This window comes from Candidatus Poriferisodalis sp. (assembly GCF_965262965.1).
In the GTDB taxonomy this organism is placed as follows: Bacteria; Actinomycetota; Acidimicrobiia; order Acidimicrobiales; family Poriferisodalaceae; genus Poriferisodalis.
The window spans coordinates 383,282-404,110 of record NZ_OZ253573.1; the positions used below are offsets into that span (position 1 = coordinate 383,282).

12 protein-coding genes and 1 pseudogene are annotated in these 20,829 nt (G+C 65.5%); 6 read left to right on the forward strand and 7 right to left on the reverse strand.

The annotated features are described in order from the left end of the window. The first annotated feature begins 4 nt into the window (after positions 1–4). On the forward strand, positions 5–3,625 hold the full coding sequence (locus ACQY5K_RS01875; protein ID WP_428119551.1) for a DEAD/DEAH box helicase: 3,621 nt from the start codon (positions 5–7) through the stop codon (positions 3,623–3,625). After that, positions 3,622–4,056: a hypothetical protein gene (locus ACQY5K_RS01880; RefSeq protein ID WP_428119553.1), complete on the forward strand. Its 435-nt coding sequence runs from the start codon at positions 3,622–3,624 to the stop codon at positions 4,054–4,056. The genes ACQY5K_RS01875 and ACQY5K_RS01880 overlap by 4 nt, the downstream gene beginning before the upstream one ends. Before the next feature lie 16 nt (positions 4,057–4,072). Here the strand turns inward: ACQY5K_RS01880 and ACQY5K_RS01885 are convergent, their stop codons facing one another. Both ACQY5K_RS01885 and ACQY5K_RS01890 read right to left on the reverse strand, forming a co-directional pair. Beyond that, entirely contained in the window at positions 4,073–4,795 is a 723-nt protein-coding gene (locus ACQY5K_RS01885) for a DsbA family protein (RefSeq protein ID WP_428119555.1), read from the reverse strand. 90 nt (positions 4,796–4,885) lie between these two features. Next, positions 4,886–6,622 carry an N-acyl-D-amino-acid deacylase family protein gene (locus tag ACQY5K_RS01890; RefSeq protein ID WP_428119557.1) on the reverse strand — a complete coding sequence of 579 codons (1,737 nt, stop codon included), beginning with the start codon at positions 6,620–6,622 and terminating at the stop codon, positions 4,886–4,888. Between the two features lie 177 nt (positions 6,623–6,799). Between ACQY5K_RS01890 and ACQY5K_RS01895 the strand changes: the two genes are divergently transcribed. Next, positions 6,800–7,636 (forward strand): transglycosylase SLT domain-containing protein, encoded by an 837-nt coding sequence (locus tag ACQY5K_RS01895; protein ID WP_428122824.1) that lies wholly within the window; start codon positions 6,800–6,802, stop codon positions 7,634–7,636. 408 nt (positions 7,637–8,044) lie between these two features. On the opposite strand, the gene ACQY5K_RS01900 is transcribed toward ACQY5K_RS01895, so the two are convergent. Both ACQY5K_RS01900 and ACQY5K_RS01905 read right to left on the reverse strand, forming a co-directional pair. Beyond that, positions 8,045–8,551: a hypothetical protein gene (locus ACQY5K_RS01900; RefSeq protein ID WP_419923227.1), complete on the reverse strand. Its 507-nt coding sequence runs from the start codon at positions 8,549–8,551 to the stop codon at positions 8,045–8,047. A gap of 74 nt (positions 8,552–8,625) precedes the next feature. Then, a complete protein-coding gene (locus ACQY5K_RS01905; RefSeq protein ID WP_428119559.1) occupies positions 8,626–9,207 on the reverse strand; it encodes a hypothetical protein in 582 nt (193 codons plus the stop codon). Between the two features lie 882 nt (positions 9,208–10,089). Between ACQY5K_RS01905 and ACQY5K_RS01910 the strand changes: the two genes are divergently transcribed. Continuing rightward, positions 10,090–11,610, forward strand: a complete 1,521-nt coding sequence (locus tag ACQY5K_RS01910) for a hypothetical protein (RefSeq protein ID WP_428119561.1) — start codon at positions 10,090–10,092, stop codon at positions 11,608–11,610. 1,077 nt (positions 11,611–12,687) lie between these two features. Further along, positions 12,688–12,948: a DNA ligase LigA-related protein gene (locus ACQY5K_RS01915; RefSeq protein WP_428119563.1), complete on the forward strand. Its 261-nt coding sequence runs from the start codon at positions 12,688–12,690 to the stop codon at positions 12,946–12,948. A 594-nt stretch (positions 12,949–13,542) separates the two neighbouring features. On the opposite strand, the gene ACQY5K_RS01920 is transcribed toward ACQY5K_RS01915, so the two are convergent. Next, the gene (locus ACQY5K_RS01920) at positions 13,543–14,394 is read right to left on the reverse strand and encodes a hypothetical protein (RefSeq protein WP_428119565.1); all 852 of its coding nucleotides are present in this window, start codon (positions 14,392–14,394) and stop codon (positions 13,543–13,545) included. A 437-nt stretch (positions 14,395–14,831) separates the two neighbouring features. Between ACQY5K_RS01920 and ACQY5K_RS01925 the strand changes: the two are divergent. Next, a pseudogene (locus ACQY5K_RS01925) lies at positions 14,832–15,845 on the forward strand (transposase); the annotation flags it as partial. A 318-nt stretch (positions 15,846–16,163) separates the two neighbouring features. On the opposite strand, the gene ACQY5K_RS01930 reads toward ACQY5K_RS01925, so the two are convergent. Together ACQY5K_RS01930 and ACQY5K_RS01935 are read right to left on the reverse strand one after the other, a co-directional pair. Continuing rightward, complete coding sequence (locus ACQY5K_RS01930) at positions 16,164–18,254, reverse strand: DNA gyrase/topoisomerase IV subunit B (RefSeq protein WP_428119567.1); 2,091 nt, start codon at positions 18,252–18,254, stop codon at positions 16,164–16,166. A gap of 65 nt (positions 18,255–18,319) precedes the next feature. Beyond that, positions 18,320–20,767, reverse strand: coding sequence for a DNA gyrase/topoisomerase IV subunit A (locus ACQY5K_RS01935; protein WP_428119569.1), 2,448 nt, complete (start codon positions 20,765–20,767; stop codon positions 18,320–18,322). Positions 20,768–20,829: the final 62 nt, after the last annotated feature.

The following is a 20,829-nucleotide window of genomic DNA, read 5'->3' on the forward strand; positions in this document are numbered from 1 at the left end:
CGCGATGAGCGAAGAACACTCACTGACACGTGCTGCGACACAACCCGCGCGAGCGGCTCTCGCTGCCGCGACCGCGGACGCGAGAGCCCGCAACGGGCGTTCGGCTGCCGCGCGCCCGACGGGCAGCGACAACGGAGCGATGACCTCGGCGTTGGCGTCGATGCGGTGGCACGAAATTGCTCGACTTGTGTGGTCCGAGGCATACCGAACAGCGGGATTGCTGGAAGTCGCAACGCTCGAAACCGATCCGACGCGGTGGGAACGGGTTCTGCTGGACTTGCTCGAACAGACCGAGGAGTCGCTGACGTTGGCACGCCGGCTTCCCCGCGGCGTGCGCCGACAGGTCGTGCGGGACTTCGAGACAGACCTCGCAGAACTGGCCGATGCCTACCATCGCCTGACCGGTCTCGACGCGACCGAATCGACCGACGAACCCGCACAAGCGCACGAATCGCACGCTCATGCCACCGACGTCTCGACACCTCCGGCTGAACCGGCGGCGCTGCAACTGTCGTGGCAACCAGGTCGGATCGTGGCCTGGTCTGCTGGCGCTGGCAGCGAACCCGAAACCACCGGGCGCATCATCGACCGGCTCGCTGCATCAGGCGCTCCTGACAGCGTGTGGCGACCACATCCCGGACTCAAGCTCCCCGGTGGTCACACGGCTGAGGCCCTCGTGGCCGATGTCGGCGATATCTTGGGCTGGCTGGTGGCGCTCGACGGGCCGGTCGCGGTTCCGCGGCCACCTGAACCCGGCGAGACGCCGCGGACGGCATTGAATGCCGGATCGGCCCAGACCGCCGACGAGTCGCTTCACGGCAACGAATCAGTGGATTCGACGGCCGATGACTCCGATACCGACCAGCTCGTCGGTGCAAGTGCGGCATGGCTGCGGTCAGCGGCGACCGTCGCCGTCGAGCTCGTCGCTGGGGGCCGGGCAGTTCCCCGACTGCACCGCACACGCAAGCGGCGCAACCGCAAACGACCCGACACGGCCGAGTTCTCGGTTCAGTGGCAGCCTGCGGCACTCGAGACCGAACAGTTCGAGCTACTCGTTGGGACACTGCCAGGTGCGGTCGCCGCATCAGAGCCCAAGACCGAGCCTCGGACGGTCGTCCAGTCGGCACTCGTCGGCATGGTCGACGCGATCATGACGAGCGCCGCACGCCGGCTCGATGTCCCGGCAGCCTCGCCCGAGCCCCGTAGCCGCGCAGAGATGGCGGAGGCGTTCCTCGCATATCTGAACGGCACGCGATTCACTGGTTCCGCCACACACGGATCAGACCTGGCGCGACGAATCGAGCAGTGGGCCCGTCCGGTGACCAGCGCATCGCGACAATCGCTCGTCGTTCATCTGGACGAACCTGACGATGCAGGCGCATGGCATCTGCGGGTTGTCGCGCTCAGCCCTGAGGGCGCGCCCGAACCCGTCGAGGTTGCGATGGTGAGCGGCGTGAGTACACATCGCACCGAGGTACGCGACCAGCTCACTCGGCTCGAACGGCTGCTTCCCGTTCTCATGCGCCCCGGCGGCAAGCGCCGTGGCGAAGTGATCCTGAGCCAGGACGAGGCATGGGAGCTGATGTCGGTCACCGGACCGGCACTGCAATCAGCCGGCTTCGGTGTGCGCGTCCCAGATCTGTCGCGTGATCATCCCGCGCCGTCGCTGCGACTGACTGCACAGGAGACGGGAGACAGCGCACTCGGCGCACAGCAGCTCACGGCGGTGAGCTGGACTGCGGTCTTCGGCGATGTGGAACTGAGCATGGACGAGATCCACGATCTCGCCTCCCAAGCCCGGCCACTCGTGCGTGACAAGGGCAGGTGGATCGCCCTCGACCACGCAGACCTCGCAGAGGCTGCCGCCGCGCTGGCCGAGCGCGCCAGTGTCAACGCGCTGACCGGCTCACAGATGCTTCGCCAAGTACTGGGCCTCGAGGGTCCCGCAGTACGCGGGGGCATCACCATCTCGGGCAGTGGATGGGCTGCTGACCTGCTGCGCGCAGCCACGACGATCCCGGCTGCGCCTCGGCGCTCTCCGGACGGCTTCGTCGGCGAGTTGCGCACCTACCAGGCCGAGGCCGTCGCCTGGCTCGAGTTCCTCGACAGTGCTGGCCTCGGCGGCTGCCTCGCCCTCGACATGGGGCTCGGCAAGACGCCCACCGTGCTTGCACGACTGGCCGCAGATCACAGCGCTGGCCCCGCACTGGTCATCGCTCCGCCGGCGGTCGTGGGAAATTGGGCCGCGGAAGCGGCGCGCTTCTCACCTGGCTTGAAGGTCGCGGTTCACCACGGCCCGTCACGGCGTGCTCCACAAGAGCTGGCGCGGTCGTTGCGAGGTTCGCACGGCCGCCTCAACGGAGACGGTTCCGGCGAGGTCGGACCCGATGCTGGCTCGGATGCTGGCGCCGACGAGATCGACCTCGTGATCACGACGTACGGGACAGCAGTGCGCGATATCGACGCTCTGTCCGACATCGTCTGGGACCGGATCGTCGTCGACGAGGCGCAGGTCATCAAGAACCACACCAGTGAGACGGCCAAGCAGCTGCGACGCCTCAATGCACGCATCCGTCTCGCGCTCACAGGCACTCCCATCGAGAACGGCTTGGGCGACCTGTGGGCCATCATGGACTTCTGCAATCCGGGATTGGTGGGAACCCGAACGCCCTTCATCGCACAGCTGCAACGACCTGGCGATGCCCGAGGCGCCGCAGAATCGGCGCTGCATGCGCTCAATGGCGTGCTTGTGTTCCGGCGCACGAAATCCGAGCCCCAGATCGCTGCAGAGCTTCCCGATCGCATCGACGAGCTCGCGCACTGTGCCATGACACCCGAACAGATCGGCCTGTATCAGGCCGTGCTCGACCAGCTGATCGTCGACACCGCCGAGAGCGAGCAGGCGGGCGACAGACGCAAGGGTGCCGTCCTGGCGGCGATCACGGCCCTCAAACAGATCTGCAACCACCCGCTCAACTTCCGCCCCAACAGCGATGACATCCGGATCGAGGGCCGCAGCGGCAAGCTCGACCGCCTCAACGAGATTCTCGAAGCCGTGTTCGCCGCGGGGGAGCGGGCCCTGGTCTTCACGCACTTCGCCACCTGGGGTGAACGGCTGGCCGGTTATCTCTCTACGCACACCGGGTATGACATCGACTGCTACCACGGCGGCCTCGGCCGTACGGCCCGGGACCGCATGGTGAAAAAGTTCCAGACTGAGCAGGGACCGGGCGCCATGGTGTTGTCGCTCAAAGCTGGCGGCACCGGCTTGAATCTGACCGCTGCAAGCCATGTCGTGCTCTATGACCGATGGTGGAATCCCGCCGTAGAGGACCAAGCGCGTGATCGCGCTTGGCGCATCGGCCAAACCCGTACCGTCATCTGCCACCGGCTGGTCTGTCCCGGAACCGTCGACGAACGAGTCGAGGAGGTGGTCGCCGGCAAACGTCGCATCGCCGACATGGTGCTGCCGAAGTCGAGCTCCATCGCCGATCTCGACGCCGAGCAGCTGCGGCACGCCCTCGGCATCGACACGGGCGCACTCCTGGCTGACGACCTCGAGAATGCCGACACCGTCCGGTCCGAGCTCGCAGCCGCAGGGGTCGGCGGGGGAGGAGCGCTATGAGCTCTCGCAGACGTCGCAAGACATCGCGCACGCGCCGTCTCGACGACAACGATGCCCAGCAGCGTCAGGCTGCTGAAGCCGCCATGTCGTTCTGGCACGGACGAGTGAATCCAGCCGGCGCGATGGGCAATGGCACCGATGGCACTCCGTCAGCCGGCGCTTCCGGGAAAACAGCATCGTCGGAAGCATCCCAAGCGCACGAGCAGGTCACCGCCGACTCCGCGTCGCCACTGGTGTTCGAGAAGCCACGACGGATAACTGTCACCGCCGATCCGACGTCCACGGTTCGCTCACTCGGGAAACCGCCGCTGTCGGGGCGCGAGACCGTCGCCGAGCACTACTTCGAGGCCGTCTACAAACGGGCAGTTGCAATGGCGGGAGCCCTCGCAGCTGCCGGCGACCTCCTCGCCGACGACAAAGAATCAGCCTGAGCGCGGCACTTCGGCGCTAGCCGGCAGCTTGGGGGTCGAATCCCACTTCCTTGCCGCGATTGATGCTGACCCAGTCGCGGGCCTCCAAATACGGCTTGAACGTCTCGTAGATTGCACGCTCGTCTTCAGCCATCTTGGGCCGCTGCACTTCGTACAAACGCGGGAACTCCAGCCAACCCACGACGAGGTCCCACATCCGCAACGCTGCATGGCCCGTGGGGGGCTCGAGCAGCACCGGACCAAAGATGGCCTTGTCGTCGAAGAAGAGCGTCGGAACGCCGAAGCCACCCGAGTCGATCACTCGCCGGTGCTCGGCTTTGATCTCGTCGTGGGTGGTCTCATCGGAGATGGACACATCGACAACGTCGGGATCGGCGCCGATCTCGCGCAACAGGTGCCGGGCAACGTCGGGGTTGTGGGGGCGATTGCCGTCGACGTGCAGAGCGCGCCCCGATTCGGCGTACCACTTGTCGAGCAGGTCCATGGAGTCGCGGCGCAGGATTGCCCCGATCCGCATCATCGACCAGCCGTAGCTCCAATCACGTTCCCACGGATGCTTCTTGCCTTCACGCAGGTTCACCTCTTCGAGGCTGAAGAACTTCCAGTTGACCTGCAGGCCAAGTCGATCTCGTACGTCTCTCATCCACAGCGACGTCTGATACGCCCACGGGCACATCACGTCGAAGTGAAAGTCGACCTCCATCGGGCCGGTGTAGCTGTCCGCGTCAATGGTGCTCATCTCGAGATCCTCTCGATGTGATTCGTCACTTGCTCAAGCGTGCCAACCCGGCTGCTCAGCCGCGCAGCCGCACGGCGCCCTCTCGACCGCTCAACCGCGGCCGTGCCGCAGCAGTCGGCCTGGCGTCGCCCCCGTGCACTCGCCGGATTCGAACGTGATCTCGCCGTTGACGATGATCTGGTCATAGCCCTTGGCCCGCTGGACCCGGCGCCACTCGCCGCCCGGCAGGTCGTGCTCGACGTTGCCGATCCACGGCGGGTCGATCTCAAGCTCTTCCATGTCGTAGACGACAACATCGGCGGCGGCACCCTCGCGCAGCGTGCCTCGGTCCTTGAAGCCGGCTGCATGAGCCGCCAACGCGGAGAGGCGGTAGTGCGCTTCCTCCAGCGTCACCACGCCCTCGTCCCGGACAAGCCATGTCAGGAAGTCAGTGGTGTAGGAACCGCCGCTGAAGAACTTGGTGTGCGCACCGCCGTCGGAAACACCGGGAATGGCGTACGGCGACTGCATCATCTCGCCCATGAACTCGGCGTTCGACCCCTTGTCTGGTCCGAGGAATTCCACGTTGAGATCGCCCCGCAGGGACAGATCCAGCATCACCTCGATGGGGTGCTTGCCCTGTTCTTCTGCCAGATCGCCGACGGAGCGACCGACAAACGCTTGCATGTCAGCCTGCCGGTTGACTCCCTGGACCACCAGACTCTTGGGATTGCCGCCGACACCGGCCTGGATGACCTGCAGTCGACGGTCGGCCTCCTCGGCTTCGTCCACCAGCGCTTTGCGCAGCTCAGGGTCGGCCATCTTGGCGATCTTCTCCTCCTTGGTGCCCGTCGTGACCGTTCGCCAAGCGGGGGAGGCGTCGTAGAGGTTCCAATGCTCGAGCGTGAAGGCGAAGCCTGCTCGACCCGTTCCGCACTGCGCATAGATCGGCAATTCCTGGGACCAGCACTTGTCGATCCAGCGAAGGGGACGCCGGTGCACTTCAGGGTCCTTGCGCGCAGGTGCCACCACGTTGTGCAGAATCGGCCGTCGTGCGGTCGCCGCGAGCACTTCGAGGAACTTGATGTCCGACCGGATGTCGCCGGTGCCCTGTGTGATCTGGATGAAACCCTCGTCACGCTCCGACAGGACCCGTGCAAGGTTCAAGATGTCTTCGTCGCACATGATGTCGGTGACCATGGGGGAGCCGTCGAAGTCGGCCTGGACGCTGTCGGGACCGAGACGCTGGATCGAAAAGCCGCACAGCCCGGCGTCCATGCCCTCGTGCAGCAGCCGGGCCATTTCCTTGCGCTCGGCCTCTGACGCTGGCTCGCCGGCCTTGGCCTTCTCCAAGCCCATGACATAGGTCATCAGCGACGCCGTCGGCATGTACTGGATGACATTCACGCCCTTGGGGGCACGATCCAGCGAGTCGAGGTACTCGGGAATGGTCTCCCAGTCCCAGTCCATGCCCAATCGCATCGACTCGTAGGGAATCGCCTCGGTACGGGTCATCGTCAGCATGGAGCGATCCCGGAACTCCGGCTTGACCGGGGCGAAACCGAACCCGCAGTTGCCCAGCACCACCGACGTCACCCCGTGATAGCCCGAGATGGTGCACCACGGATCCCAGCGAATCTGGGCGTCGTAGTGGGTATGGAGATCCACGAATCCAGGAGCGACGATCCTGCCGGCGGCGTCGATCACCCGCTCCGCTGTGCCGCCGGGACGCCCGCCGAGCTGGGCCACCTTGCCGTCTTTGATCCAGACGTCGCCCTTGTAGCGGGGCACCCGGGTGCCGTCAACGACGGTCCCGCCCTTGATGTGAATGTCGTACTCGGTGCTCATGGCATGCCCCCGCAGTGCTCAGCTCAATGTGCTTACGCCAGGTCCGGCAGCGCTCAGAACGCGCCAGTTCCGCCCGTTCACGCTACCCCTCCCGTTCCCAGCGTGCCCGGACTCTGCCCACGATTGGGGGCCCCAGCGCCCTAGGCTCCGGCCTCGTTTGCCGATCCCCCCGTGGCAATGACGTTTGTCTCCCAACATCCCAAACGCGTCCTCACCGTCGCGGCGGCCTGTGTCGTTGCAGGCGTGCTGGTCCCGTTGACCCTGAGCGTCATCCGTTCGCCTGGCGTCGATGCGGCGCCCCCAGCCATCCACTGGGACACGTCGGGTTCGGCGGCTTCTGAGCGAACCAGTGACGTGACGGCCCCGCCGTTGATCGTCGACATCGCCGAGCAACCGACATCGCCTCGCAGAGGGGGAGTGGAGACCAATGCAGTGGTCGAGCATCCCAATCTGCCCGTTTCGCCGATCGCAACTGCCTATGACCTCATCGAACCCAGCCAGGAGTTCCGCCGCACAGTCGCACCGGGAGTTCCCCTGTCCTGCGACCAATACCGGGCCCAGATCCGTGACACAGGGGAATGGGATCCCGATGTCGTTGTGGCGATCATCTGGCGAGAGTCCCTATGCAACGAACGTGCCGTCTCCAGGACCAACGACTCGGGCCTGCTGCAAATCAACGCAACCTGTTGGGCCGGCAAAGGCCTCAACGGTGTTCCGGCCATCAGGCAGTTGCCTGACGGAATCGAACCAGAAGGCTTGCAATGCGACGGGGCAACCAAAGCCACCATGGCGGCTGAATGGTGCTTCCACGCCAAAGAACAAGTCCACCGCACCGGACATCGACCTGACTCACCCTGCGATGCGTGGCTCGATCCCGCGACCAATCTCCGCGCTGCGTACGAGATGTGGCGTGTGCGGGGGTGGCAACCATGGTGCTTTGACGCCTCGAGCAGGGAAACACCAGCGTGCCGAGCCGCCGCGGCCGCCGATCAACCACAGCCCGAAGAGCACTAGCCCCCTCACCAGTACCGAGACTCCCTCGTCGAACCCTCGGCCATCGGACTGCGCATGGATCAGTCTTTCTCCAGATGGTCTCCCCGGTGGCGAGATCCGGACCAGCACATAGTCAACTTGACATACCAGGATGCGAGCCACATCGCCTGCCCGCTCGACTTCAGTATCCCTGGAGGTGCCAAAGCCGCTTCCCAAGGATTACGCCCGACTGACGGGCGTCGCGTTCCTCCAGCGTCGCAGCAAGAACCGCCTCGCGAAGACGGCTAGACCGACAGTCGCCATCACGGCGACCAGATAGGCGACTATCACGGGCATTGCTTCACTACCGAGCTAGCTGCATGGGCCGAGCGGGTGCACTGTCTGGGCTGCGCAAGCCGCGGCACTGACAGTTTCGATGACAAGTTGCGTTCAGAATGGGTTGGGGTAGTCCTCGGAGATTCGCCTGCACCACCCGCTGTACTTGCGCTCACGCTCAGCTCGTCGCAGGTACTTGGCAGCGGATTTCTGATCGCCGTTGGCCTTCGCCGTCTCGGCTCGCGCCTGGAACTCCTCCGCCTTGCGGTCGCAACCCCGAATCGCCCAGTCGTCGAGGCGGCTGACCTGCTGGTTGACCCAGTGCCCGGGACCCACCTTGACCAGTGCTTTGCCTGCACTGCCGAGAGCTTCGACCCGCAGCACGGCCCGACGCAAGCGGTTCCTTGCCACGAATTCGAACCCGACGCCGTTCGCAATACTCGCTGGAATCAGGACCCACCACGCCGCCCAACTCGAAGACATAATCCACAGGATCGTCACGGTGATCCCCGATGCCTGGGACCACAGATGCAGGCCAAGCGCGACACGGTCCTGCCGATAACTCACAGGACGACCGTCAGACCAGCGGACCCTTCGCAACGCCGCCGTCACCCGTGCCATCGGCTCAACCGACTCCCGCAATCAAGGTGCCACGGCACAAGACCGTGAAACAATGCGAGGCTTCGTCGCCCCGTTCAGCATCCGGTCCGGTTTCTGGCATTGCACGACGACGAATTTCCTGGGCGGCTGCCGCTAGATGACCCGCCACTGGGTCTGGCGTGATTGTAGACAGCACCGCCGGTGGCCCTAGCGACCGCCACGCACTGCGCTGGGCCGCAACGCGACAGTACCGCCGCAGCTGTGGGAGCCATGATCCGCACCGCCAAGACGACGGCTGCAAACCACACCGGGTCGGCGACTACGGGGTAAGCAGCACCTTCGTGATCGACGGTTTGAACGAGAGTTGTGCCGTCGAGCTCGTAGCTTGTGGGCACTTCGGCGCCGTTGGCGTCCAGGGCCCAAGGCGCCCCGATGCCGCCCGATTCGTTGCCGTCGAGATCGTAGAACCTCACCGAACCGTCCTCGAGCAATTCAGCGGTGCGGCCATCAGGAACGGCGTTCTCGAATCGGTACTCGGTAGTCGCCTCGGGGCTGTCGATCACAAGCAGCGCAGCAAACGCCGATCCATCCTCAGTTTCGAACTCGATCAGCTCAACGTCGGGTCCGTCGGAGAGGACCTCGACAGCCGCCGGGACGAATTCTCCAGGTACCCACACGGCTTCATATGTGGCCGCGCCGGTAACGCCAACCGGGCCGACCGGCCCCTCCGGTTGCAGTTCCTCAATCGGATCGTTATCGGTGGGCTGTTCCTCGCCGCCGCCCGAGCCGGGCCCGTGGTCGGTGGTCGGTGGTGGATGGCTCGCGCGAGGTGTCGCTCAACACTCCGCCGCCTGGCCCGATGCCCCCGAAATCGTCGGCCCCTGCGGGCACCGTCACCAAGAAGCTGCCACCCAGAACCAGGGCAACCGCCGCGGCGAAATACCGTACTTGTCGTTTCAGTTCGACCCATTTGCGCATGCACTGTTGCCCACGCAAATATTGGGCAGCAGGCCTGATTTCTCACGAATCTACCGCATTTATATATGGGCGCGCCTCGAGTCGCCTTTGGGTATGCCGGCTGGCCTGTCTTGTCGTCTCCGGGTTGTTGGGGTGCCGGACGGCACCGCCACCGTCAGCCCAGGCTCCCCGTTGTGAGCGCTCACCGGTAGTCGCGTTCTGCGCTCGTTGAAAGAAGCGACATGAGTTCATATTCTGGGGGTGGCAGCGCCGGCGGGGATGGCTCCAAGCGACATGCCTCGCTGCGGTCGTGATGACCGTGGCTTGTTCGGCGTGGCTGAGGGTGCCCGCACGACGCCCCACATCTCGTCATCGCCGACCGGGTAGCAGCCGTGGAACTGGCGCGCCCCGAGACGCTTGTGATCCGGCCCCGCCGCCACCTCCCATGCGAACGCGACGCCCCCCTGCGCCGACCTGCTATCCGCTGCAACGACCGACCCTGCTCAGGACTCCGCCGACGAACCCGAACACGCTTTACTATCCCCCCGCCACACCGCTAACCGCGCAAACGTTTGCGGACATCCTGTTTGGAGGGACACGCCATGCCCCGAAAGCTGCTCACAGCCGCGGTCGCCGTGCTGCTCATGGCTCCGCTGATGCTGCCCGCTGCGGCGTCGGCGCAGACATCGGGCGCCTATGTAGACGGCGCTGAGCCGTGGACCGAATCGGATTGCGCCGGTGGCATCCCCGTCGTGGTGGGCGCTGACGCGAAGGCGCAGTCGGACAGCTACAGCGCTGTCACCCTCGCCGGGGTGCTCGACACCGATTGCGTGATCCTGGCGGGCCCACGAGACGGGGACATGACAGCCGCCCAGCGGGCACGACTCGAAGACGCCGCCGAAGGTGGGTATGTCGTGGGCGGCACGGCAGCGGTGCCCGAAGCCAAGATCGCCGGTCGCGACATGACACGCCTCGGCGGCGCTACCCGCTGGGCCACCGCGCAGCAGGTCGGCAGCGAAGCTGCTGCGCTCGCCGCCGGCACCGAGCCTGAGCCCGCGGCTGCGCCCGACACGACGCTGACAGCACCCGCCGACGTTTCAGCGCCGGGGCTGTTTCTCGACGGTGCCGAGCCGTGGATCGCGTCGGACTGCACCGGTGACACTCCGATCGTGGTGGGCGGCGATGCGAAAGCCCAGTCGGATATCTACAGCGCCGTCACCCTCGCCGGGGTCGTGGGAACTGACTGCGTGATCCTGGCGGGTCCCCGCGACGGGGCGATGCCAGCCAGCCAGCAGACACGTCTCGATGCCGCTGAGTCGGGCGGCTATGTGCTCGGCGGCATCGCCGCGGTACCCGCCGCGAAGATCGCCCGTCGCGACATGACACGCCTCGGCGGCGTCACCCGCTGGGCCACCGCGGAACTCGTCGGACGACGCGCCAGCGGAGACACCACCGCAGGCACCCGCACCGCAACCGAAACCGACAACACCGACACCGAACCCGCAGGATTCACCGCCGTGTCCGGCGGCGGGGACAACGGGTGTGCGTTGCGCGTCGACGGCAGCATCGCCTGCTGGTACCCGGTGTGGGACGGCGTAACCCGTTACGACCCGCCGGTGTCGGGGAAGTTCACTGCCCTGTGGGGCGATGGATGGGACGGGTGCGGGTTGCGGACCGACGGCAACCTCAGCTGCTGGAACGCGGAGCGCGCACTTGTGGCCAACGACGATCGGCCTGTGTCGGGGAAGTTCACCGCCCTCAGCGTCCGGGGCGTCAGCATTCGCAGTCGCGGGTGTGGAGTGCTAACTGACGGCAACCTCAGCTGCTGGCTTCTAGGCTCTACCGGAATGTTGGGCAGCGACGATGACCGCACAGTTTCGGCGGTGTCGGGGAAGTTCACCGCCGTGGGCGGCAACGGCAGTAGCGGGTGCGGGTTGCGGACCGACGGCAGCTTCGCCTGCTGGGATACCGGACCGGACGACGACTTGTTCAGCGTCGATCGGCCTGTGTCGGGGAAGTTCACCGCCATGAGCGGCCGCCACTTCATCACCGGGTGTGGGTTGCGGACCGACGGCAGCTTCGCCTGCTGGCACAATGGGGAAGCTGCGGCTCCGCCCGTGTAGGCCCGCTGCGGGTGTCGGCACACTGTCGTCGCCGTCGGGTTCCTGACGTCCTGAGCGGCTCTTGTCGCGTCCGGATTGTTGACGCGGTCCGCGGCGATGACGGCACGGTGTCCGAGTGGCATCTCGACAGCGCTCTGTGGTGGGCACCTGCGCCGTGCTGGCGAGCTGGAACGGCATTCAGGCCATGTGAGGCCGCTTCTCAGAGCGTCTCGGAATCGCCGCGGACGCGCCGCTGCGTCCGGCGTCGCGCTGATGGCGCGGGCACCCCGGACGAGGTGCAGGCCGGCCCGGCCGTGCGGGCGACGTACCTCGGCACCGAGAGCGACGCGCGCAGCGGTCTGCTGGGGTGGGGATTCCCGCATTGTGCCGGGCCGGTAGTCGGCTAGCGGGCCTCGCTGCCCGACCTCGCTTGTGTCGGGGCCCGCACCGCCCACAACCACCACAGCACCCTGGCGGCCCCGCTCAAGCTCCGCGGAGGAGACATCGGGGCGCAGGGTCTGGTCCCCCAAGGCTGCGACGACTGCTCTGACAGAAGACTGCCCTCGATCGAGGGACACAACGACGACACACCGTCGAGGGCGGCGGCTCGGTGTCTCAGGACTGACACGGCGTTCTCGCTGAGACGGTCGGGGTGGGGGACTGTCAGATTCTGACAGTCCCAACGCTGGTAAGGACAACACCAACCAGCGTCATCAACTCCCAGAGCCCCAGCCCGCTGCAACTCGCCGCCTAACCGGCCCGAACCGCAAGCCAGCAGATCGACCATGCGCGCCTGTGCATCCGCATCTGGGCTATCCCAACTCGCTCTGGGCACCCGGAACACGGTCGATCACGCCCTAATCGTCAGAATCGTCTACTTCGGTATCAATCGCGCCATGAACCGCGCCGCGAATCGCGCCGACCCCGCCAAGATTGCTCCACTTTACATAATGTCTATTATCGGCGGGGAGAAAACAGCAGGTCAGGGGCTGTTTCCCTGCTTTCGCTTATGCGAGATGCGCGGCGGCGACTGTGGTCGAGTGGCACGCCGCCGGCGACCTGACTTAGATGTCACACCCCCAGAGGGCACTGGTGGTCATGAGCCAATCATCAACCGTCCCGGCCGATGCCGATCTGCAGCGCGCACATGAACTGCGCCGGCAGGTGGAGGGCCACAATCGTGCCTACTACGAGCTCGATACACCCACCATTCCTGACTCGGAGTACGACGAACTGGTCCGCGAACTCCGAGCGCTCGAGGCACGCCACGGGCTGGACGACGAAGCGTCGCCGGCCAGCACGGTCGGAGGCGCGCCGGACGCGAATCTGTTCGATCCTGTTGAGCACGCCCACACCTGACCCGCCGCCAGCCCCCAACCGCGCACACCACGCGGCGACAGCCCGAACCGCTCACCGCCAGCCAAGAACAGACCCCCAACACGCCACTCACACCATCAGAACACCCACACCGGCATTCTCATGAAAAATCAGGGCCAGTCGACTACCAAGCAGCGGGCATTGTCAGCCAATTTTCGTTTGCGGTCCGCTTTCTGACGCAGATTCCACTCTGTGAAGTCGTCTTCTGTCGCAGATGCGCGTGAGAGGCACCTGTCCGCTTTAGCGTCCCATTTCACTATTGCTTTGGCGAAGCGGCGAGACCACCACCTGCGCGTAATTGTCGGAGCCGTCTGGTCGAGTTCGCCTGTGTCGTTTCGGTGTCTCATGACGTGATGCAATCGAGCGTTGGTAGCCAATGACAACACTAGGTCCGCAGCCAGCGCAACCAGGCCTGCGCTCAACGACCAGAACAACACCAGTGCGGCCGAGGCGGTTCGTGCAGCGATGGCGCAAATCCACCCCGCTGTGGCGATCCGGTCGATGCTCGGCGCAACAGCCTGCCCGTTGGGGCGCTGGGGTCGGCAGAGCATCGACAGGAACCGGGCTGTCATAGGGTCAGCATCCCTGACGGTTACGCGAGTTGCAGGTGTTGGTAGGACGGCCTGTCGTCCCCGAACTTCCGTCACCGGTGACTAACCTTGTTCGCGCATTCCATGCGTGGGAGACAACGGGGGCCACAACCGCGGGAGAGAGCCTGGCAAAAGTTACCGCGGTGTTGACACATTGGGGATAGGCCGCACAGATACGTATGGCCACTACCACGGCGACCCAGAACGGGTCGGCGACCACCGGATACGCAGCGCCTTCATGATCGATGGTCTGCACCAGCGTCGATCCATCCAATCGGTAGCTCGTCGCCACCGATTCATCCACACCGTCAAGAGCCCATGGTGCCAATATCATTCCGGCTTCGTTGCCTTCGGCATCGAAGAATCTTACCGATCCGTCGGGCTGTAGCTCCGCCGTGTGACCAGCAGGTACTGCATTCTCGAATCGGTACTCGGTGGCGGCATCTTCATTGTCAATAATCAGCAGCGCCATGAGAGCCGAGCCATCTTCGGGCGCTATCGTCACTAGATCCACGTTCTCGTCGTCTCGGAGGACTTTGACCTCCCACGGGACGATCCCGCCGGGCACCCACTGAGCCTCATAGGTGGGCGCGCCGGTATATCCGACAGGTCCCGCGGGTCCCTCAGGGGCCAACTCCGCCAGCACATCCTCATCAGGCAGAGGCTCCTCATCGCCGCCGGAATCGTCGTTCTCGTCGGTGGCAGTGTTGCCTGGTGTGTCGTCCTCGAAGAAGCCGGAACCCCCATCGCCTGTGGCTGCCGCGGGCGCCGCTGCCACGGTGCTGCTCAAGAGTGCCAGAACAACTACCGGCACCCAAAATCGGATTCGCTTGATCATCGATGACCGCCTGTAGCGCGAACTCGCTTGCGCTGCCTGCTGGAACTCGACTGGTAGGAAATAGAATCAATTCCATAGCACATTCACGTCATATGCGACTCGCGTTCCCGATCCGCCGGGCAACGAACGAGCACGCATTGATCACGATCGGGGGCCTCAATGTCAACTTCGGTCGCTGTTCGCGTCAGACAGCGCGACTGCAACCGATTTCTCGCACACGACCCACGGGCTCGTGGCCGGAGTCTGCGCCGTCCCGTCCCCGCACGCCAACAACACAACCCTAAAACCCTGACCAGGCATTCTCATGAACAATCACGGCTAACGCACGAGGCTCAAATGCACTCGGCAATGTCGGCGCGTCAGCGAGGCTGCCCTGACGCCCAGCCGGTGGCGGCGCGGCGTGCCCGAACAGCGGCGAGCGAGCGCCGGTTCATGACCGGGGCACGGTGCTGACTCAGATGGCGCTGGTGCTCGCCGGCGGCGGGGACGCGTGCAGCGATATCGAACATCTGCGCGCCGAGCCGGCGCTGTTCGGTCAGATCGCGTCGCAAACGACGGCGTATCGCACGCTGACGGGCATCGAAGACGCCCGGCTCGACGGGGTGTGGGACGCCGCGGCGGCCGTGCGCGCCCGCGCGTGGTCGGGTCGGGTCGTCGATCGGGAACGGCCGTTGGTGCTCGACATCGATTCCACGCTGGTGGAGGTCCACTCGCAGAACAAAGCCGGCGCGGCGCCTCATTACAAGGGCGGCTACGGCTTCGGTCCGATGCTGTGCTCTACCGGCGACGGGGAGCCGCTGTGGGCCAAGCTGCGGGCGGGCAACGCGGCCGCGAACCACATAGCGGATCATCTCGAAGTGCTCGACCGCTCGATCGGCCAGCTCCCCGACGCGTTTGCCGCGGGGCACCGCCGCGGCGACGATCCCGAGGCGGCGGCACAGCCGATGCGGCTGCGGACCGATTCTGCGGGGTGCTCCGCGCTGATCGCCCAAGGCTGCAGGGACCGCAACATCACCTATTTCATGACCGCACGCCACAACACCCAGACCACTGCCGCTATCGCGGCTGCGCGCACCGATCCCGACCGCTGGCAGCCCGCCACAGGCGGCCCCCAGTCGCGTCGCGCTCGTTCCCAGGCCCGCCGTCGCGCACGCGCCCAGGTCACCGAGCTCACCGAAGCGGTCGACTTGTCGCACTGGCCTGCGCGCACACGGCTGATCGTGCGACGCGAGCCGGGCCACCCCGGCGCGCAGCGCACCTTGTTCGACTCGCCCAACTGGCGCTACTGGGGGTTCCTCACCGACGCCGTCGGCGACCCCGCACGCCCCGACACCCCCAACGCGCCCACAACCGGCCCCACACCAGCACCGCCAACCCAAAAACGAGCCGCCACCAGCAGCTCAAACCCTCAAAACACCCACTTCGGCATTCTCATGAAAAATCAGGGCTAGCCGGTTCACGGTCACACGCTCAGCCGCTTCTGCGATTTCGACGACTGCTTGGTTCGCGCTTGCGTTCATGCTGGTCGGGTGGGGTGCCGCGCTTATTCGGACGTCAGTCAGCGGCTACTGAACACTCAATTTTACATAATCACTCTTATCGGCGCTTCGTAGCGGCAGCGGCTCATCGATTCGAACGCAACCACGAGCGATTTGTCGGCAACGACACCGTGGCAGGAGCACCCCCGGCGAGGCGAGCGACAGCGGGAGCCGAATGGCTCCACTACCGGGGTGACCACGCATCCGCGAATGTCCCAATGATCGAAGCCGTCAGATATCGAGGGCTTGGCCGTAGTCGCTGCTGTGCTCGATGATGAAATCCCGTCGAGGTGCGACGTCGGCGCCCATCATGACGGTGAATGCGTCGTCTGCGCGGGCCTGAGCGCTGCGGGCTTCTCCGAGGCTGATCTTGCGAAGGACCCTGGTCTCGGGATTGAGCGTCGTCTCGAAGAGCTCGTCATCGTCCATCTCGCCGAGACCCTTGAACCGGGTGAGCCGGTACCTGCGATGTGCGGTGTCGAGCTCTGCGGCGAGTGCTGCTCGCTCGGCCTCTGAGTACACGAATTTCTTCTGCGTGCCGATGCTGAACGCGTGTGTCGGCGGCTGGGCTGCGTACACCCGCCCAGCGGCCAGCAACGGGCGCATGTAGTGGTAGATGAGCGTCAGGACGAGGCATCGGATGTGGCTGCCGTCCACATCTGCGTCGGCAAGCAGGATGAGCCGTTCGTAGCGGCACGCATCGAGGTCGAACGCAGCACCCGAGCCCGCACCCAGTGCCGTGAACAGCGCCGTGGCCTCTGCGTTGTCCAGCACCGCCTTCAGGGTTCCCTTGCTGGCATTGACGACCTTGCCTCGCAGCGGCAGCACCGCTTGCCATGCGCTGTCGCGTGACCGCTTTGCCGGGCCTGCGGCGGAATCGCCTTCCACGATCAGCAATTCGCCCGCCGGATGCAACCGGCAGTCGGCCAACTTGTCCGGGAGTCCGTTGTTGCCCAGTGACGCCGCCTTGCGCTTCTGATCAAGGGCCCGCCGCGCATCCACACGGTTGACGACCGCGTTGGCGAACTTGTCGATCAGCGCTCGTACATGGACCTTCTTCGAGCCTGCAGCGCTGCCGTCGAACCACGCACGCAACCCTTCGCGCACCACATTGGCCACGATTCGCTGCACCTGAGGAGTCCCCAGCTCGCGCTTGGTCTGGCCCCGGAACTGCGGTTCGGCAAAGGTGGCGCGCACCACGGCGACGAGCCCCTCTTGCGCGTCTTCTCGCTGTGCACGGGCATCGTCGCGCAGGCGCCGCAGCTTGCGCGGGTCGGCCTTGGCCAGCGCTGCGTTCACCGCTGTGGTGAGTGCGCGTTCGAATCCCGCGATGTGCGTGCCGCCCTCTGGTGTTGGGATCGTGTTCACGAACCCGACAATGCGGCTGTCGTAGGCCTGCGTCCAGCGCAGTGCTGCCTCGACATCGCACTGGCGTGTGACGTCGGTGAGCTTGCCGTCCACGGGCACCCGCTCGGTGAACTCCTCCGAGCCCCTCAGGCGGATGAGCCCGGTCACCGGTTCGTCATCGCCGCACAGCTTGTCGACGAAGTCCGCCAAGCCGCCCGCGGAGACAATCTGCTCGACGACCGGCGGATCCGCCCGGCGGTCGGCCAAGGTGATCTTGACCTTGGGCACCAGGAAGCACACCTGTTCGATGCGTTCGCGCACATCGTCGAAATTCACGACAGCCGACGGGTCGAAAATCCCGGTGTCGGGCCAGAACCGCACGCGAGTGCCCGTGCGTCCCGCCGGCACCCGTGCGACCCGCTTCAGCTTGTGTCCGGCGCGGAAGCGGTTGGCGCTGTCGGTGTGTCCGGCAATTCGATCCTTGAATTCCAGGCGATGCGTGACGCCCTCGCGATTCACATCGACGACGAGATGGCTCGACAGTGCGTTCACGACCGATGCGCCGACGCCGTGCAGACCTCCCGAAGACCCGTACGCCCCGGTGCCGAACTTCCCGCCAGCGTGCAACTCGGTGAACACCACCTCGAGGGCAGTGATGTTGTCGTGCTTGATGTCGACGGGGATCCCCCGACCCCGGTCGACGACCTCATAAGAGCCATCGTCGTGCAGCGTGATCTCGATGCTGCGACCGTGGCCGCCAGCAGTCTCGTCGACGGCGTTGTCGATGATCTCCCACAGAAGGTGCGCTAGACCCGGCGAGCCGGTGCTGCCGATGTACATCCCCGGCCGCTTGCGCACGGCTTCGAGACCTTCGAGCACCTCGATCGAGCTGGCGTCGTAGGCAGCTGTGTTGCTGGGATCGCCAGCGCTTGCTGGGCGCTTTGATCTGGCATCGCGATCAGCTTCGTCTGCCATCTTGCGGGGTGTTCCTTCCGTCGCTGTGCGGGAGTCTGTGCCAACCTGTGTGGGGGCCGCAGCCATCAGAATCGGTACTCCCCCAGCGTCACGATCCGGGTCTGCGCCCCTCGGGCTGCGCCGTCGCGCCGGGTCGAATCCAGTTGCGGTCGCACTGGCGTCGGATCGGGCGACGAGATGTCGCCTTGGGGTGCCGTGATCGCCGCAACTTGCCGATTCACGCCCACCCACGCGTAAGCCACTTGCGTCTCGAACCCTGACAATCGAACCGTCGGCGAGCCTGAGGTGCCTCGGCCGCGGGACGGGACGTCGGACATCTCCGTGACTTTGAGTGCCCCCTCATCGGTCACCTGTGCCACCAGCGTGCCAAAGGCAATCGACCCAGCAGCGAGCACAGTGGCCCCCGGCCGAAGCTTTATTCCGGTCACCCCAGCGGCACCAGGCCCTCTGACCGTCACCGAATCGGCGGCGAATCGAAGCACATGCCCTGTCGAGGCCACCATCGCGATCTCTCCTGCGTCGGGTGCTGCGAAGGCAGCCACGACGCGGTCGCCCTCGTTCAACGAGATCACCGTGTTTCCGCTGCGGATTGAGCCGAGCGCAGCCGCATCGAGGCGCTTGGCGATGCCCGCGCGGGTGATGATGGCAATCGGTCCGCTGGTATCGCCGAACAGCGACACGGGTTGCTCGCCGCGGGCCAACGAGAACATTTCCCGCACGGACGCTCCCCTGCTGCCGCGCAGCATCTCAGGCACCGCTCGCACCTCTGTGCGCAGCACACGACCACGGTCCGTGACGAGATGCACTGCATCGAGATCCGATGCCGTCGCCGTGGCCACCAACACGTCGTGGCGCCCAGGCTTGGCGCTGAGCGGGTCCTCGGAATGGCGCCGTCCCAGCAAGCCTGATGTTGAGAGCGTGATCAGGCTGGTTCGCTCAGCCGCATCTTGGTCCCCGTCGAATTCGAACACGCCGCCGGCGTCGGCGTCGCTTGGCGGCACGGCCATCGTGACGAGGTCGTCACGGTGCCGGATTTCTGTACGCCGCTCGACTGCGAACTCCTCCACCAGCTCGTCCAGCTCGCGCTCGACAATCGTTCGGCGCCGTGCGTCTGAGTCGAGAATCCGGCGGTACCCGGCGATGGCATCGCGCAACTCCCCCAATTCGTCGCGCAGACGCTGAGTCTCGAGCGCAGTCAGGCGTCGCAACTGCATGTCGAGGATGTGATTGGCCTGGATCTCGGTCAGATCCAGCCGAGCCATCAACGCAGCGCGTGCCGCAGCGACATCGGCCGCCGAGCGGATGATGGCGATGACGATGTCGATGTTGTCGAGGGCGATGAGCAGACCGTCCACGATGTGCTCTCGTTCGAGCGCCCGGTCCAGCCGGTACTGCGTCCGGCGGATGATCACATCGAGACGGTGCTCGATGTAGTGCTCGCACAACGCCCGCAGTCCGATCTGTCGGGGCACACCGTCTACCAGCGCCACGTTGTTGATGCCGAACGTGTCCTCGAGCGGTGTCAGCGTCCACAGCGCCGAAAGCACGGCCTGTGCGTCGACACCGGGCTTGCACTCGATCACGAGGCGAAGCCCGTGGTTGCGGTCAGAGAGGTCGTTCACCGCAGCGATACCCTCGATCCGATCACCTGCGGCCAATTCCCGGACTTTGGCCTGCACGCGTTCGGGACCCACCATGTAGGGCAGCTCGGTCACCACGATGCCGTCGCGCCTCGCGGTGATCGGCTCGATGTGGGCCTTTGCCCGGATCCGAATCGTGCCCCTGCCCGACTCGTACGTCTCGACGAGGCCGTCGTCGACGATCACGGTGCCGCCCGACGGGAAGTCAGGCCCGCGAACCAGGCTCATCAGCTCTGCGGTTGTGGGCTTGGGTCGGCGTTGGCGCAGGACCAGCTTGATCGCCGACGCGACCTCGGCCAAGTTGTGCGGCGCCATGTTGGTGGCCATGCCCACGGCGATGCCGCTGGCGCCGTTCACGAGCAGATTCGGCAGCAGCGCCGGCAAGCACGAAGGCTCGCTTCGCTCGCCGTCGAAATTCGCCACGAGGTCAACGGTGTCCTCATCGATGCCGGCCACCATCGTCATCGCCACCGCTGCGAGCCGCGCCTCGGTGTAGCGGTACGCGGCAGGCGGGTCGTCGAGGCTGCCGAAGTTCCCCTTGGGGTCCACCAACGGGGCTGACATCGCGAAGGCCTGTCCCATGCGGACCATTGCCTCGTAGATCGCGCCGTCGCCGTGAGGGTGGTACTTGCCCATCACCTCCCCCACTACTCCTGCCGACTTGCGAAACGGCGTGCCGGGGCGCAAACCCAGGTTGTCCATGACGTACAGGATCCGGCGCTGCACCGGCTTGAGACCGTCACGGACGTCTGGAATCGCCCGGGCCGTGGTGACCGAGAGCGCATACGGCATGAACGAGTCGCGCATCTCATCAGCGACATCTACGTCGTGGATCTCACGGGCAATTGACGTTGGAGCAGTCGGACCGGCCATCAGCACCGATTCCTTTCTGTGGCTGGCCTTGCAGCGACTTGGGTGTTCTCGCGCGGCGAGCA

Bases quoted from the DNA above. Each gene is read 5' to 3' on its own strand.
- ACQY5K_RS01875 (WP_428119551.1), top strand. From the start codon at position 5: ATGAGCGAAGAACACTCACTGACACGTGCTGCGACACAACCCGCGCGA.
- ACQY5K_RS01880 (WP_428119553.1), top strand. From the start codon at position 3,622: ATGAGCTCTCGCAGACGTCGCAAGACATCGCGCACGCGCCGTCTCGAC.
- ACQY5K_RS01885 (WP_428119555.1), bottom strand. From the start codon at position 4,795: ATGAGCACCATTGACGCGGACAGCTACACCGGCCCGATGGAGGTCGAC.
- ACQY5K_RS01890 (WP_428119557.1), bottom strand. From the start codon at position 6,622: ATGAGCACCGAGTACGACATTCACATCAAGGGCGGGACCGTCGTTGAC.
- ACQY5K_RS01895 (WP_428122824.1), top strand. From the start codon at position 6,800: ATGACGTTTGTCTCCCAACATCCCAAACGCGTCCTCACCGTCGCGGCG.
- ACQY5K_RS01900 (WP_419923227.1), bottom strand. From the start codon at position 8,551: ATGGCACGGGTGACGGCGGCGTTGCGAAGGGTCCGCTGGTCTGACGGT.
- ACQY5K_RS01910 (WP_428119561.1), top strand. From the start codon at position 10,090: ATGCCCCGAAAGCTGCTCACAGCCGCGGTCGCCGTGCTGCTCATGGCT.
- ACQY5K_RS01915 (WP_428119563.1), top strand. From the start codon at position 12,688: ATGAGCCAATCATCAACCGTCCCGGCCGATGCCGATCTGCAGCGCGCA.
- ACQY5K_RS01920 (WP_428119565.1), bottom strand. From the start codon at position 14,394: ATGATCAAGCGAATCCGATTTTGGGTGCCGGTAGTTGTTCTGGCACTC.
- ACQY5K_RS01930 (WP_428119567.1), bottom strand. From the start codon at position 18,254: ATGGCAGACGAAGCTGATCGCGATGCCAGATCAAAGCGCCCAGCAAGC.
- ACQY5K_RS01935 (WP_428119569.1), bottom strand. From the start codon at position 20,767: ATGGCCGGTCCGACTGCTCCAACGTCAATTGCCCGTGAGATCCACGAC.